The organism is Amorphus orientalis, from assembly GCF_030814015.1.
In the GTDB taxonomy this organism is placed as follows: domain Bacteria; phylum Pseudomonadota; class Alphaproteobacteria; order Rhizobiales; family Amorphaceae; genus Amorphus; species Amorphus orientalis.
This window is the reverse complement of the sequence record NZ_JAUSUL010000001.1, coordinates 712958-726281: the sequence shown is the minus strand read 5'-3', so window position 1 is coordinate 726281 and position 13324 is coordinate 712958. Positions and strand designations below refer to the sequence as shown.

The 13324-nt window shown below is 66.8% G+C and carries 14 protein-coding genes; 11 read left to right on the top strand and 3 right to left on the bottom strand.

The window, feature by feature from the left end; genetic code table 11:
- Positions 1-123: 123 nt before the first annotated feature.
- The 5 genes from dnaJ (at position 124) to J2S73_RS03225 (ending at position 5017) form a co-directional block, all read left to right on the top strand.
- Positions 124-1257 (top strand): molecular chaperone DnaJ, encoded by a 1134-nt coding sequence (gene dnaJ, locus J2S73_RS03245; RefSeq protein ID WP_306883979.1) that lies wholly within the window; start codon positions 124-126, stop codon positions 1255-1257.
- 64 nt (positions 1258-1321) lie between these two features.
- Positions 1322-1960, top strand: a complete 639-nt coding sequence (locus J2S73_RS03240) for a class I SAM-dependent methyltransferase (protein WP_306883978.1) — start codon at positions 1322-1324, stop codon at positions 1958-1960.
- Between the two features lie 107 nt (positions 1961-2067).
- Positions 2068-2628, top strand: a complete 561-nt coding sequence (gene hslV / locus J2S73_RS03235; RefSeq protein ID WP_306883977.1) for an ATP-dependent protease subunit HslV — start codon at positions 2068-2070, stop codon at positions 2626-2628.
- A 147-nt stretch (positions 2629-2775) separates the two neighbouring features.
- Positions 2776-4077, top strand: a complete 1302-nt coding sequence (hslU, locus tag J2S73_RS03230) for an ATP-dependent protease ATPase subunit HslU (RefSeq protein WP_306884936.1) — start codon at positions 2776-2778, stop codon at positions 4075-4077.
- A 103-nt stretch (positions 4078-4180) separates the two neighbouring features.
- Complete coding sequence (locus J2S73_RS03225; protein WP_306883976.1) at positions 4181-5017, top strand: glycosyltransferase family 32 protein; 837 nt, start codon at positions 4181-4183, stop codon at positions 5015-5017.
- On the opposite strand, the gene J2S73_RS03220 is transcribed toward J2S73_RS03225, so the two are convergent.
- Entirely contained in the window at positions 4971-5492 is a 522-nt protein-coding gene (locus J2S73_RS03220; protein WP_306883975.1) for an AprI/Inh family metalloprotease inhibitor, read from the bottom strand. The genes J2S73_RS03225 and J2S73_RS03220 overlap by 47 nt on opposite strands.
- 430 nt (positions 5493-5922) lie before the next feature.
- On the opposite strand from J2S73_RS03220, the gene J2S73_RS03215 reads away from it, so the two are divergent.
- Entirely contained in the window at positions 5923-6462 is a 540-nt protein-coding gene (locus J2S73_RS03215; RefSeq protein ID WP_306883974.1) for a GNAT family N-acetyltransferase, read from the top strand.
- Positions 6463-6503: 41 nt separating this feature from the next.
- Here the strand turns inward: J2S73_RS03215 and J2S73_RS03210 are convergent, their stop codons facing one another.
- Positions 6504-7499, bottom strand: a complete 996-nt coding sequence (locus J2S73_RS03210) for a 2-hydroxyacid dehydrogenase (protein WP_306883973.1) — start codon at positions 7497-7499, stop codon at positions 6504-6506.
- A 535-nt stretch (positions 7500-8034) separates the two neighbouring features.
- On the opposite strand from J2S73_RS03210, the gene J2S73_RS03205 reads away from it, so the two are divergent.
- Positions 8035-8580, top strand: coding sequence for an SH3 domain-containing protein (locus J2S73_RS03205; RefSeq protein ID WP_306883972.1), 546 nt, complete (start codon positions 8035-8037; stop codon positions 8578-8580).
- Between the two features lie 126 nt (positions 8581-8706).
- Here the strand turns inward: J2S73_RS03205 and irrA are convergent, their stop codons facing one another.
- The gene (gene irrA / locus J2S73_RS03200) at positions 8707-9162 is read right to left on the bottom strand and encodes an iron response transcriptional regulator IrrA (protein ID WP_370874383.1); all 456 of its coding nucleotides are present in this window, start codon (positions 9160-9162) and stop codon (positions 8707-8709) included.
- Between the two features lie 435 nt (positions 9163-9597).
- On the opposite strand from irrA, the gene fabA reads away from it, so the two are divergent.
- The 4 genes from fabA (at position 9598) to J2S73_RS03180 (ending at position 13308) form a co-directional block, all read left to right on the top strand.
- Positions 9598-10131 carry a 3-hydroxyacyl-[acyl-carrier-protein] dehydratase FabA gene (gene fabA / locus J2S73_RS03195; protein ID WP_306883971.1) on the top strand — a complete coding sequence of 178 codons (534 nt, stop codon included), beginning with the start codon at positions 9598-9600 and terminating at the stop codon, positions 10129-10131.
- A gap of 198 nt (positions 10132-10329) precedes the next feature.
- Entirely contained in the window at positions 10330-11547 is a 1218-nt protein-coding gene (gene fabB / locus J2S73_RS03190) for a beta-ketoacyl-ACP synthase I (protein ID WP_306883970.1), read from the top strand.
- Positions 11548-11731: 184 nt separating this feature from the next.
- Entirely contained in the window at positions 11732-12604 is an 873-nt protein-coding gene (fabI, locus tag J2S73_RS03185; protein WP_306883969.1) for an enoyl-ACP reductase FabI, read from the top strand.
- Entirely contained in the window at positions 12601-13308 is a 708-nt protein-coding gene (locus J2S73_RS03180) for a phosphoribosylanthranilate isomerase (RefSeq protein WP_306883968.1), read from the top strand. The genes fabI and J2S73_RS03180 overlap by 4 nt, the downstream gene beginning before the upstream one ends.
- The last annotated feature ends 16 nt before the right edge of the window (positions 13309-13324 follow it).

Here is a 13324-nt window from a genome sequence, read left to right as displayed (position 1 = left end):
CCGGGATCCCAAGTGCCGACCTGCTCCCTTCCGCATTCCGCCCCTCGCCACATCCACGGTGAAGGGCACGTAATGCCGATGGTCCGAGCGGCGGCCGGATCCGCAAGCTAGAGTCTGCACACCATGGCAAAGCGCGACTACTACGAGGTTCTGGGCGTCCACGCGCAGGCGTCCGAAACCGAGTTGAAGAGCGCCTACCGCAAGCTCGCCATGCAGTTCCACCCGGACCGCAATCCGGGCAATGCCGACGCCGAGGTCAAGTTCAAGGAAGTCAGCGAGGCCTACGAGATCCTGAAGGATCCGCAGCGCCGGGCGGCCTATGACCGGTTCGGCCACGCGGCATTCGAGAACGGCGCGGGTGGAGGCCCCGGCGGCGCCGGATTCGGGGGCGACTTCGCCTCCGCGATGTCCGACATCTTCGACGAATTCTTCGGCATGGGTCCGCGGCGCCGGTCCGGCGGCGGCCGCGAGCGCGGGGCGGACCTGCGCTACAATCTCGAGATCGACCTGGAAGAGGCCTTTAAAGGCAAGACCGTCGAGATCGAGGTCCCGACCTCCGTGACCTGTTCGACCTGCTCGGGCAGCGGCGCCAAGCCGGGCACCTCGCCCAGCGCCTGCCAGACCTGCAAGGGCGCCGGCCGCGTTCGGGCGACCCAGGGCTTCTTCACCCTCGAGCGGACCTGCCCGACCTGCCAGGGCCGCGGCAGCGTGGTCACCGATCCCTGCGATGCGTGTTCCGGCCAGGGCCGCATCGCCGAGGAGCGCAAGCTCTCCGTGAACATTCCCGCCGGCATCGAGGACGGCACCCGCATCCGGCTCGCCGGCGAGGGCGAGGCCGGCGTGATGGGCGGTCCGGCCGGGGATCTCTACATCTTCCTGTCGATCAAGCCGCACGCCTTCTTCCAGCGCGAGGGCGCCGACATCTTCTGCCGGGTACCGATCTCGCTGACCACGGCGGCGCTCGGCGGCGAGTTCGAGGTGCCCACGGTCGCCGGCGACAAGACCCGGGTGAAAGTGCCGGAGGGGACCCAGACCGGGCGCCAGTTCCGGCTGAAGTCGAAGGGCATGCCGGTCATTCGCGGGCCGCAGTTCGGCGACATGTACATTCAGGTTGTTGTCGAGACGCCGCGCAATCTCACGAAAAGACAGCGCGAGCTTCTTGAGGCCTTTGAAGAAGAGACGTCACAGGATAATCATCCCGAATCGCATGGCTTCTTCTCCCGGGTGAAGGATTTCTTCGACAGCCTCGGGAGCTGAGGCGGGAGCGCGCGTGGACCCCGGCGCGGGCGCGGCGCTGCCGATTGAGACGAAAAGGCTTCCGATGCTTGCCATTGCCCGCACTCATGCCCGTCGCTTTTCCGACCGCTTCGTGGACGAAGTCCGGTTTCTCCGGGCCTGGGTCGAGCGACCTTTGATCACCGGCGCGGTCGCCCCGTCCGGCGCCAGCCTCTCGCGCCTGATGGCGAGCTTCGTGGATGCCGACTGCGGCAGCCCGATCGTCGAGCTGGGTCCGGGCACCGGCGTCGTCACCGACGCGCTGGTCAAGCGGGGCATCGACGAGTCGCGGCTGATCCTGATCGAGTACAGCCCCGACTTCTGCGCGCTTCTGGCCGAACGCTTCCCGCGCGCCACGATCATCGAGGGCGACGCCTACGCGATGGCGGAGTCGCTGGGGACTCCGACGCCCGGCTCGCTGGCCGGCGTCGTCTCCAGCCTGCCGCTGTTCACCCGGCCGCTGGAAGCCCGCCAGAAGCTGATCGAGGATGCGCTGGAGCTGAACCGGCCCGGCGCTCCGTTCATCCAGTTCTCCTATGCGCTGGTGCCGCCGGTGCCCGAGGTCCACGGCCGCTACGGCGTGACGCGGACGTCCTGGGTCGTGCGCAACGTTCCGCCGGCCCGGGTGTGGCTGTATCGGCGCGCCGTCGAGGCCCAGACCGATACCCCCACCATGGCCGCCTGACACGCGGCTTCCGACCGCGTTTGCAATACGGCGTCGGCACCATACATCAGGGTGCGTAGCCGGCGGGCCCTCCCCGCCGAGACAGTCAGTGTTTGTTTGAGGTCTCCATGACGTCTTCCGCAGATCCGATCGGCTGGCACGGCACCACCATCCTGGCCGTGCGCAAGGGCGACGAGGTCGTCATCGCCGGCGATGGCCAGGTGTCCTTCGGCCAGACGGTCATGAAGTCCAACGCCCGCAAGGTCCGCCCGCTGGGCGACGGCGACGTGATCTCCGGGTTCGCCGGGGCCACTGCCGACGCCTTCACGCTTCTGGAACGGCTGGAGCAGAAGCTCGAGCAGTATCGCGGCCAGCTCCTCCGCTCCTGCGTCGAACTGGCCAAGGACTGGCGCACCGACCGCTATCTGCGCCGCCTCGAGGCGATGATGATCGTCGCCGACGTCAACCAGACGCTGGTGCTGACCGGCAACGGCGACGTGCTGGAGCCGGAGGACGGCGTCGTCGGCATCGGCTCGGGCGGCCTCTACGCCCTTGCCGCGGCGCGCGCGCTGATGGACACCGACATGGACGCCGAGACCATTGCGCGGCGCGCGATGGGGATCGCCGGCGACATCTGCGTCTATACCAACAACGAGCTCGTCGTGGAGCGCCTCAAGCCCGGCGCCTGACCGGTAGCTGCGGCCGTCAGGCGGCGCCAGCCCGATATCCTCCAGATCTTCGGAAAGACAATCATGGCTTTTGCATCCACCAAGGACGATGACCCAGAGACGGCCGCCGGCGCGCAGCAGTGGGGCTCCGACCGCAAGGACACCCCCATGGCGACCTTCTCGCCGCGCGAGATCGTGTCCGAACTCGACCGCTTCATCGTGGGCCAGCATGCCGCCAAGCGGGCGGTTTCCATCGCGCTCCGGAACCGCTGGCGGCGGCAGCAGCTCGCCGACGACATCCGCGACGAGGTGATGCCGAAGAACATCCTGATGATCGGCCCGACCGGCGTCGGCAAGACGGAGATCTCGCGCCGTCTCGCCAAGCTCGCCAACGCGCCCTTCATCAAGGTCGAGGCGACCAAGTTCACCGAGGTCGGCTATGTCGGCCGGGACGTGGAATCGATCATCCGCGACCTTCTGGAGATCGGCATCTCCCAGGTTCGCGAACGCCGGCGCAAGGACGTGCGGGCGACCGCCCACCTGGCGGCGGAAGAGCGCGTGCTGGATTCGCTCGTCGGCAAGAACGCCAGCCCCGCCACCCGCGACAGCTTCCGCAAGCGCCTGCGCGCCGGCGAGCTGGACGACAAGGAGATCGAGATCGAGGTGACCCAGTCACCCTCGATGCCAAGCTTCGACGTGCCGGGCATGGGCGGCAATGTCGGCGTGATGAACCTCTCCGACGTGCTTGGCAAGGCGTTCGGCGGCGTCAAGAAAACCCGCAAGACCAGCGTCGCGGATTCCTACGAGTACCTCATCAACGAGGAGTCCGACCGGCTGCTCGACGAGGAAAGCCTGGTCCAGGAAGCCATCGCCGAGGTCCAGGGCAACGGGATCGTGTTTCTCGACGAGATCGACAAGGTCACCGCGCGCGGCGGCAAGGTCTCCGGGGACGTCTCCCGCGAAGGCGTGCAGCGCGATCTGCTGCCGCTCGTCGAAGGCACCACCGTCCAGACCAAGCACGGCGCGGTGAAGACCGACCACATCCTGTTCGTGGCCTCGGGTGCCTTCCACGTCTCCAGCCCGTCCGACCTCCTGCCGGAGCTGCAGGGCCGGCTGCCGATCCGCGTCGAACTCAAGCCGCTCACCCGCGAGGACTTCCGGGCGATCCTGACGGAGACCGAAGCCAGCCTGATCCGGCAGTCGGTCGCGCTGATGAAGACCGAGGACGTGAACCTCGTTTTCACCGAGGATGCCATCGACGCGATCGCGGAAGTGGCGGTCGAGATCAACGCCACGGTGGAGAATATCGGCGCGCGGCGGCTGCAGACCGTCATGGAGCGGGTGCTGGACGATATCTCGTTCACGGCGTCGGACCGCAGCGGCGAAACCGTGACGATCGATGCGGCCTACGTGCACGACAATCTCGGCGAGCTCGCCAAGAACGCGGACCTGAGCCGCTTTATTCTGTAGCCGACCACACGCCGTCCCGGTGGACAGCCGGCGGCGCGCCTTGTAGGTCCTTCGGCGGGCCGCATCGCAGGATGCGGCCGTCGCTTGAACCTCGGAAAACCTGATGGCGCGCCTGCGTGACATCCACTCGTTCTGGATCGGGCCGGAGCTGCCGCCGCTCGCGCAGATGTGCCTCGCGTCCTTCGTGGCCGCCGGTCACAGGGTGGTTCTGCATGCCTACGAGCCTCTGACAGGACCGGCCGGCGTGGAAGTCGTGGACGCGGCCGACGTGCTGCCGGCAGACGCGGTCTTCCAGCACGAACGGTCGGGCGGCCTGTCGATGTTCGCCGACCTTTTCCGTTATCGCATGCTGCAGAAGCACGACGGTGTGATCTGGGTCGACACCGACGTCTACTGCCTGCGCCCGTTCGACTTCGAGCCCGATTATGTCTTCGGCGTCGAACGAACCCGGTTCCGCGACGATTCGATCAGCAACGCGATCCTGGCGGCACCGGCCGGAAGCGAACTTCTCAAGCGGCTGGTCGGCCTGTTCGAGACCCCGGTGCGCGCGGCCCGCTACGAGCGGCTGCCGCAGCAGCGGCTGCGCTTCTATGCGCTCTGGGCTCTCGGCATCCGGTTTCCGATCTCACGCATGAGTCGGCACGTCGCCGGCCCGCCGGCCCTCACCCATCTGGTCGACCGGCTGGAACTGCGCCGGCACGCGCTGCCGCTGCCGGCGTTCTTCGAAGACCAGGGGCCCCGGCTGTTTCAGCCGGGGACGGCATCCCTTCTCGAGGATCCCGATCGCTACGCGGTCCATTTCTGCGCCGCCACGGTGCCGGACGGGCTGACGCCCGCGGCCGACAGCGCATTCCAGGCCTGCGCGCAGCGGGCCGGCCTCGGCGGGCAGGCGATCAGCGATAGACCGAGATCGCCCGCCCGGCGACAGTCGCACCGTTGAAGCGGTTTTCCTCGGTCGCCAGCAGCGTCGCGACGTTGCCGCCCTCGCCGTTCTTCAGCGTGATCTGCTTGCCCGACAGGTCCCAGGCCGAGACGGTCGACAGTTCGTCGCCCTCGCAGCCACGGGTCGAGGCGCGGTAGCCGCCGGTCCAGGTGGTCAGCGTCATGAACAGCTGGCAGGTTTCGCCGGCCGACGTCACGCCCCAGCCGCCGAGCAGATCGGACCGCTCGAGATTGAGCGCGGTCGACTGATCGGGAAGCGAGGCGACCTGGGTTTCCTCGGTCGTCTGCTCCGTCGTCTCCTCGACCGGAGGCTGTTCCGGCGGAGCCGGCTCGATCGGCTGGAGTTGTCCGGAACTGACCGGCTGGCTCGGGGTCGCTGGGAGTGACGGCGCGTAGCGCCCCGACGTGCTCGAGCAGCCGCCAACGGCCACTCCGACAGCTACCAGCGCTAGGATCCATGTCTTACAGGCCATTGTCTCCGACTTCCTGTTTCCGCGTTCCGGGTCCACCCACTACAATGTCTTTGGCGGGATAAGGTTTACCCATTCTTGACGCAAGTTTTTGGGCAAACGCGAATCCGACCGTTTTCCGTCGGCCGGATCGCTCCCGACAGCGACATCCCGACCGGCCAGCCCGCCGCTGCTCCTGTCAGTCCCGCGTACCAGCGGCCACGTCTTTTCCCCTCGATCCGATCCGCCCGGCCTTGTCTTTGTGTGCACCGCACAATACATAGAGTTCGGATTTGCGAGTAGCGCATGCGTATCTTGGCGCGAAAAAATCGGCGCATTCCATGAAAAATTGAATAGGGAAGCACCGAGGGGCGGCAGATTTCCGGATCGGCTGGAGATATTTATGCCGCAACGCAACACGACTTTTGCCACTTTTCCCGGCGTCAGCCGCCGGATGAGACGCAGCGATGAAGCTGCGTACCGCGCACATCTCTTGCGCCTCGACCAGCAGACGCGACGCGGCCGGTTCGGCCACGGCGTATCGGACGATTTTCTGAGCGACTACGCCGCGCGAACCATCGCCAGCGAGGCGACTCTGCACGGCTATTTCGAAGACGGGCTCCTGCGCGGCGTCGCCGAGCTGCACCCCTTGGGCAGCATGGACGTCGCCACCGCCGAGGCCGCCTTCTCCGTCGAACCGGGCTGGCAGGGGCGCGGCATCGGCAGCATGCTGATGGAGCGCATTCTCTCCACGGCCTGTGCCCGCGGCATCTCCCGGGTCATCGTCACCTGTCAGGCCTCCAACCGCACCATGCGGCGGCTGGCGACCGGTTTCGCCGCCGAGCTGGAGATCATCGGCGACGAGGTGATGGGCCAGATGACCACTCCGCGCCCGACGGCGTTCACCTATGCGCGGGAAGCCATCGAGGAGGGCTACGACTTCGCGACCGCCCTGATGGACGCGACGTGGCCCATGCGGCCGAAAAGCAGCTGACGCACGCCCGGCTGTCGGGAACCGCGCGGCAGTCGCAGTCGTCACAGCATGGACGGCAGGATCCGGTCCGGAGGCCGGTGGCCGTCCATGAACGTGCGGATGTTGATGATGACCTTCTCGCCCATGTCGACGCGGCCTTCGATCGTGGCCGAGCCCATATGCGGCAGGAGCACGACCTGGCCCGTCCGGGTGAGCGCCATCAGCTTCGGATTGACCGCGGGCTCCTGCTCGAACACGTCCAGACCGGCCCCGGCCAGATCGCCCGCCTCCAGCATGCGCACCAGGGCGGTCTCGTCGAGCACCTCGCCGCGCGCCGTGTTGACGATGTAGGCCTCCGGCCGCATCAGCTTCAGCCTGCGCGCCGACAGGAGGTGATAGGTCGCGGGCGTGCGCGGGCAATGGATCGAGATGACGTCCATCCGGGCGAGCATCTGGTCGAGGCTGTCCCAGTAGGTCGCCTCCAGCTCCTCCTCCAGCCCGGAGGCCACCCGGCGCCGGTTGTGATAGTGGATCGACATGCCGAACGCCTTCGCGCGGCGTGCCACCGCCGTACCGATGCGCCCCATGCCGACGATCCCCAGCCGCTTTCCGGAGATCCGCCGTCCGAGCATCCAGGTCGGCGACCAGCCATTCCACTCGTTCTGTTCGATCGCGCGGATGCCGTCCACCAGCCGGCGCGGCACCGCCAGCATCAGCGCCATCGTCATGTCGGCGGTGTCCTCGGTCAGGACGCCGGGCGTGTTGGTGACGGTGATGCCGCGGTTGTTGGCTGTCGGCACGTCGATGTTGTCGACGCCGTTGCCGAAGTTGGCGATCAGCCGCAGCTTGTCCCCGGCCTGGGACAGCACGGCCGTGTCGATCTTGTCGGTGATGGTGGGAACCAGCACGTCCGCCGTCTTGGCGGCTTCGACCAGTTCCGCCTGGGTCATCGGCCGGTCGTCGACGTTCAACCGTGTATCGAAGAGCTCCCGCATCCGGGTTTCCACGGCATCCGGAAGCTTCCGTGTGACCACCACCAGCGGCTTTTTCTTTGCCATCGCGACCGACTCGCCCGAGTTGTTGACGTCCCAGAGGCCTTCCGGGCATAGCGCAGACCGGCTCGCCGCCCGAAAGACACGACACTAAAAATCCTTGGAGCCGGTCCGCCTTTCCTGCGAAGGGCAGGCCCGCTCCAGACCCCGACCCGGTCCGGCGGCGCGGCCGGGCTCCTGCGGTCATGATCGTTCCTAACAGGTCGGAGCGCGATCCGGGAAGAAGCCGTCGTCCGACTTTTCCCCACCCCGCTCCGGCCGGCATCGTGCGCATGCGGCGGCGGGAAAGGCCCGCTCCGCATGCTGAGAAGGTCTATCAGACCGAAGTCGAAACACAACTCGACACCGCAAACGCCGCCGCCCGCAAGCCGACGCTCACCCGAAGCGCTTGATCGACGGGCGATGGTCTCCTAGAGCCTTTCGGGATCGGACGGAAACACCCGACCGACGGACACGGGCTCCACCATTGTTTTACGGAGCCCTGCCGGCCGGACTGCACCGAGCCGGACCGGGTGCCGCCGACAGACGCGGAGACAGCAAGTTGGTAGAGTATCGCCTGCCCGGACCACCCTTCCGCCTTTGGGCCGCCACGCTTGTGACCGTTCTCGCCCTCGCCTGTGCGGGCGGCGGCGCGCTGGCCCAGGTCCAGGTTCAGAAAGGGCCGAGCGGGCTTCCCCTGCCCCGGTTCGTCAGCCTGAAGTCCAACGAGGTGAACGTGCGCGTTGGACCGGGCACCGACTACGGAATCAAGTGGACCTTCACGCGGGAGGGCTGGCCGGTCGAGGTGGTGCAGGAATTCGACAACTGGCGACGCATCCGCGATTCGGACGGCGCGGAGGGCTGGGTCTATCACAGCCTCTTGGCGAGCCGGCGCACCGTTCTGGTCGCCCCGTGGCGGACCGACCCCGTGCCCCTGCGTGCACGGCCTGACGACGAAGCCGATGTCACCGCCATGCTGCAGCCGATGGTGATGGCCGACGTCGACAATTGCGACAAGACCTGGTGCGAGATCTTCGGATCCAACTGGCGCGGCTTCGTCGCCCAGAAGACCCTGTTCGGCGTCTATCCCAACGAAATGATCGACTGAGCCGAACGCCGGGCGCGCCACCGGTGCGCCGGACCGGTCTTTCCGGCCCCGAAAAAGAAAAACCCGCCCGTTCGCTGTCCGCGAACGGCCGGGCCTTCGATCTCCGTGGCGGGAGGCCTGGTCGGGTCAGCCGCGCTCGATCGGGCGAATGCGCACGACCACGTCGACCCGGACGATCTCCATGCCTTCCGGCGCTTCGGGAATGTCGTCGATCGCCAGCGAGCCACCCGGAATGTCGACCACCGAATTGTCTTCCTCGTTGAAGAAGTGGTGATGGTCACTGGTGTTCGTGTCGAAATAGGTCTTCGTGCCGTCGACGGCGACCTCACGCAGGAACCCGGCCTGGGTGAACTGGTGCAGGGTGTTGTAGACCGTCGCGAGCGACACCGGCACGCGGGCGGAAATCGCCTCCTCGTGCAGTTGCTCCGCGGAGATGTGCCGGTTGCCGTGCTTGTACAGCAGGTCGGCCAGCGCAATGCGCTGCCGGGTCGGGCGGAGACCGGCGTCCCGCAACATCATCTTGATGTCCCGCGCCTTGCTCGCACCGTGATGCATCTCGTGGTGGATGCGGGCTCCGTGCATCTCGTTCTCCTTCGTTCCCGCCATCGCGTGCTCGACCTAGTCCCGCCAACCTCGCTGCCAGAACCGCCGTACCGATCGATTGTCGGAATATGGTTGCAGATGTAACCGTTGTAAATGCAGATCTCAATAGTCGAAATTAACAGAGCCTCAGCCAGCGTGCAATCATGGCGCCATTTCGAGGTCGCGGCGCAACGCGCCATTGTGTCGCGTTTTCCATTTCGCGCGCAATGCTCAGCGGTGGCTTTGCGGTCATAAAACCGTATGTTAGGAAACCCGCCGTTGCGTTCCCCCTATTCGATGGGTCTTCAGGACCATGACCGCCTGGGAGCGTGGCGCAGTTGCGGCTCGGCCGATGCGCCTGCCTGTTGAAGACCCGGCTCCGCCGGGCCCCGGCAGACGGGATCGGCCAGGAACGGATGAGGAATTTGAACCGGCATGGGCACTGATCAGCGCCGCTCCAGTTTCGAGTATGAGGATCTTCTGGCGTGTGGTCGCGGCGAGCTGTTCGGACCGGGCAACGCGCAGCTTCCGCTGCCCCCGATGCTGATGTTCGACCGGATCTCGTCGATCTCCGACGAAGGCGGCGCCCACGGCAAGGGCCAGATAACCGCGGAGCTGGCCATTCGCCCGGACCTCTGGTTCTTCGCCTGCCACTTCAAGGACGATCCGGTGATGCCGGGCTGTCTCGGGCTGGACGCCCTCTGGCAGATGCTCGGCTTCTTCCTGGGCTGGCTCGGGGCGCCGGGCCGGGGCCGCGCCCTGTCGGCCGGGGAGGTGAAATTCTCCGGGATGGTCCTGCCGTCCGTCAAGACCGTGGAATACGGCGTCGACATCAAGCGCGTGATGCGCTCCAAGCTGACCCTCGGAATCGGTGACGGGTGGGTGAAGGCCGACGGCGAACCCATTTTCTCTGCCCAGGGTCTGCGCGTCGGCCTGTTCGTCGACGACGCTCAGGTGTCGATGGGTTGACGGCGGCGCGTCCGCGCACGAAACAGCCAGCTATCATCAAGCGGCGCCCCGGTCTGCCGGGCGCGCCGGATCAGGATCCCGCCGGCCGATATGGACACGCCGGAAGGACCGGGAGATGATCGACCCCGAAGCGGCAGTCGCCGCGGACGGTCGATCCCGGAAGTCATCAGGCGCCGGCGGAAGACCAAGGAGGCCCGAATGAGACGAGTGGTCGTTACCGGGATGGGGATCGTGTCCTCGATCGGCAACTCGACCCAAGAAGTGCTCGCGTCGCTGCGCGAAGCGCGTCCGGGCATCGTGCGGGCCGAGGACTACGTGCGGCTCGGGTTCCGCAGTCAGGTCCATGGCGCCCCCACGCTGAACGCCGAAGAGGTCGTCGACCGGCGCGCCATGCGCTTCCACGGCGGCGGCACGGCCTGGAACCATGTGGCCATGGAGCAGGCGATCCAAGATTCGGGGCTCGAGGAGAGCGACATCTCCAACGAGCGCACGGGCATCATCATGGGATCGGGCGGCCCCTCCACCCACGCCATCGTCGAAGCAGCCGACATCACGCGGGACAAGGGACCGCGCCGGGTGGGGCCCTTCGCGGTCCCCAAATCGATGTCGTCGACCGCGTCGGCGACGCTGGCCACCTGGTTCAAGATCAAGGGGCTGAACCACTCGATCTCGGCGGCCTGCGCCACCACCAACATCTGCATCGGCTCGGCTTGCGAACAGATCCAGATGGGCAAGCAGGACGTCATCTTCGCGGGCGGCTGCGAGGAACTCGACTGGACCCTGTCGGTCCTGTTCGACGCGATGGGCGCGATGTCGAGCAAGTACAACGACACTCCGCAAAGGGCTTCCCGCGCCTATGACGCGGACCGGGACGGTTTCGTCATTTCCGGCGGCGCCGGTGTCCTCGTGCTGGAAGAGCTCGAGCACGCCAAGGCGCGCGGCGCCACCATCCATGCGGAAATCGTCGGCTATGCCCACACCTCGGACGGCGTCGACATGGTGCAGCCGTCCGGCGAGGGCGGCGCCCGCTGCATGAAGGCGGCCGTGGAACAGGCGGGCATGCCGATCGACTACATCAACCCGCATGCCACCTCCACGCCGATCGGCGACATCAAGGAGATCGAGGCGATCAAGTCCGTCTTCGGCGACAAGATTCCGCCGATTTCCGCGACCAAGTCCCTTACCGGGCACTCTCAGGGTGCCGCCGGCGTGCACGAGGCGATCTATTCGCTGCTGATGATGAAGAACAATTTCATCTGCGAATCGGCCAACATCGAGACGCTCGATCCGGCCTTCGAGGATGTCCCGATCGTCCGGGAGCGCCAGGACGACGTCGCGCTGGAATGCGTCATGTCCAACGCATTCGGGTTCGGCGGAACCAACGCATCGGTCGTGTTCAAGCGCTACGACGGGTGACGAACAAAACGGGCGCCATGGCAGCCGCCGGTCGGATCGTCGCGATCCGGTCGCCGGCAGGGCTGCCGAAGTGATTGAGTCTGGAGTTCGGTCGCGCCGGTCAGATGAAGTCATCTGACCGCAACGGGGCTCCATCGGAGACGCAGATCCCGATCGACGCGGTCGGAGCCAGGAGGTTGGTCGAATGGCGGGAGTAATGGCGGGCAAGCGGGGCCTCGTGTTTGGCGTCGCGAACAACCATTCGATCGCGTGGGGCATTGCCAAGCGTCTTGCCGAAGAAGGCGCGGAGATCGGCTTCACCTACCAGGGCGACCAGTTCGGCCGCCGGGTCCAGCCGCTCGCCGACTCCGTCAACGCGCCCTTCGTGATGCCGTGCGATGTGGAGGACACCACCTCCGTCGACGCGGTCTTCGACAAGGCCCGGGAGACCTGGGGCTCGATCGACTTCATGGTCCACGCCATCGCCCACTCCGACCGGACCGAGCTGAAGGGCCGCTACTGCGACACCAGCCGCGAGAATTTCGTGCGCACCATGGTGATCTCGTGCTTCTCCTTCACCGAGGCCGCCAAGCGCGCCGCCGACCTGATGACCGACGGCGGTTCGATCGTGACGCTGACCTATGGCGGCGCGACCCGGGTGATGCCGAACTACAATGTGATGGGTGTGGCCAAGGCCGCGCTGGAATCCTCCGTGCGCTATCTCGCGGTCGATCTCGGCACCCAGAACGTCCGCGTGAATGCGATCTCGGCCGGACCGGTCCGCACCCTCGCCGGCGCCGGCGTCACCGACGCGCGCTTCATGTTCAACTATCAGCGCAAGCACGCGCCGCTCCGGCGGACGGTGACCATCGACGAGATCGGCGGAACCGGCCTCTATCTCCTTTCCGACCTCTCCTCCGGCGTGACCGGCGAGGTTCACTTCGTCGATTCCGGCTACAACATCATCTCCATGCCGCAGCTCGACGAGCTGAAGGCGGAGGAGCGCCGCGAGATGGTCGAGGAAGAGCTCGAGGCGGCGGGGCAGTCGATCCACCCGACCCGTTCGGCAAGCGGATGACGGAGCGCGCCGGATCCCCGCGTCCGCCGCTGGCGGAGCGAGCGTCGCCGCGGATCAAGATCTGCGGGCTGACCGATCCGGCTGCCGTCGACGCCGCCATCGCCGCCGGGGCCGACATGATCGGCCTCGTCTTCTTCCCCCCGAGCCCCCGCAACCTGTCGCTGGACGCGGGCGCCGTCCTGGCGGAGCGCGCACGCGGCCGGGCCGGCATCGTCGCGCTGACGGTGAACGCCGAGCCGGCGCTGCTCGACCGGATCGCCGAGACTGTCAGACCAACCCTCCTCCAGTTTCATGGCAAGGAGAGCCCCGAGACCGTGGCGGCGACGCGGACGCGGCTCGGTCTTCCGGTCATGAAGGCGATCGGCGTGGCGACCGCCGACGACCTTGAACCGGTCGCAGCCTATCGCGATATCGCGGACCATATCCTGCTGGATGCCAAACCGCCCAGGGACGCGACGCGGCCGGGCGGGAACGGAGCGGCGTTCGACTGGTCGCTGCTCGCCGCGCTTGACCGGGGCTTGCCCTTCATGCTTTCCGGTGGGCTTACTCCGGAGAATGTATCGGACGCCGTGACAGTTGTTCGCCCCTGGGCCGTCGACGTCTCCTCCGGAGTGGAGAGCGCGCCCGGGCAGAAGGATGTGTCCCGGATGTCGGCCTTCGTCGCATCCGTCCGGCGGGCCAGCGAAACCCTGGCCGCCGTCTGAAAATCCGCCGATCGGG